We start from the raw sequence: 1,563 nt of genomic DNA, 5'->3' as shown, positions 1-1,563 counted from the left end.
ATTCGTTGAGTGCTATAAATCCCCAACACTCACTGCAGAAGACGAACTAGAGATTATCCTCAACAGAGCACTTAATCGGCGTCATACTATTGATAAACTACAAGACACATTAAAAGCCGGAGATATTCCTGGCTTTGATCAATATTTACAGGCAAAAATTTTTGCAAATGAATGCATATTATTTGATTTAGATACAGAATCATTAATAATGCTCTGCCGACCAGAAAATAGTGAAACCCTTAAAAATATCTTAATATCACAAAAAGATACATTAATTTCAGGTGCAAAGCATCATAAAAATATCCTAGTTCTCCTGATTAAAACCGCAATTGAATTTGGCAATGTTAGGCTATTAGTAACACTAGATAGGCTGGACTTAAACCCTGACAGAATTCTCTTTGAAAATACAAGACAAAGCTTTATGCAACATCTTATCAATCATGTATATAAGTATGATGATGAAGAGTTTGCTGTCTGGCTATTTACTGTATTATATAAACAAAAAATACACTTTCCACACGCTAAAGAAACATTTAAAATTGACTTCCTTGACACATCTCTACGGGTTAATGCTTTACAATGTTTGGTGTATAGTGGATTTTTTAAGTTGGCACTGTGCCTTAGCGAGGCAGGGATTATCGATAAGGCTTCAAGCACACGTTATAAAGGAGAGCGTCGCCAGGTCGCTGCCTGTGGTTTTTTAATTACAGCAATCGTTAAAGAAGGAATTTCCCAAGAAAAACTTGATTTACTTGTTGCCTTAGCCAATGGTCACGATATCGCCACATCGCAGCACCTTATTTCTATTTATCGCGGGTTGTATGTTAGTGCTATACAAAATCAAGGAGGCAATGAATTAGAAAAATTAATCCGGCTGATTGATACTTTAGCCAAGCTCTCTGTAATTAACATATATAAGCAAGATAGTGCCGCAATATTACCATTCTATATGCATCCTGCTCTTGCCTATCAAGGTATAATTCAAGAGTATCAACAGCAACTTAGTCATACCCGTACCATGCGAAATCCACACGCTATTTCTCAATATAGAGTAGGCGAAGCATTAGGTTGGTTAACAATGTTAAAACTAGCTATACATTGCACGATCTGTCACAAGAGCGTACAAGCAGGCGATAGGGCAAGACAAACACGCCAACTATTGCAAGCGCTGAGCAATCTTAAAAAACGTAACTTATCCCTTGAACCACTAAGAACCAGCTTAATGTTGGTTGATGGTGTAAGCATGTGTTTTCAACCATTAAGAGTATTCCATCCAACACATATCATGGAAATTTTCGCTCATCAACTGTTACAGTTATCTGAAAAAGGCAACTGTGACAACTTTGCTCAAATCATAGACTTGATACAACAACAAGTATTAACCGCACTAAAGGGCACAGAGTTTGAAGCATTACAAAATGCCAAAAAGCACGTTGCAACAATATTCAGCTTAATACCCCCCAGCCAACCTATACACGCAAATAATCTACCTCAAACGCCGGAAATATCCGCTACTCAGTCTACTACAGATGAAATTAAACCTGCTCGTAAGCGTCGCTACCT

1 protein-coding gene is annotated in these 1,563 nt (G+C 37.5%); it reads left to right on the top strand.

Annotated features, from left to right (window positions below; genetic code table 11):
• On the top strand, positions 1–1,563 hold a 1,563-nt coding region (locus tag C200_RS15895; protein WP_033923838.1), incomplete at both ends, for a hypothetical protein.

The sequence above is a fragment of the Piscirickettsia salmonis LF-89 = ATCC VR-1361 genome, assembly GCF_000297215.2.
Lineage (GTDB): Bacteria > Pseudomonadota > Gammaproteobacteria > Piscirickettsiales > Piscirickettsiaceae > Piscirickettsia > Piscirickettsia salmonis.
Note: the sequence above shows the minus strand (reverse complement) of the source record. Positions and strands in the feature narration are given on the sequence as shown.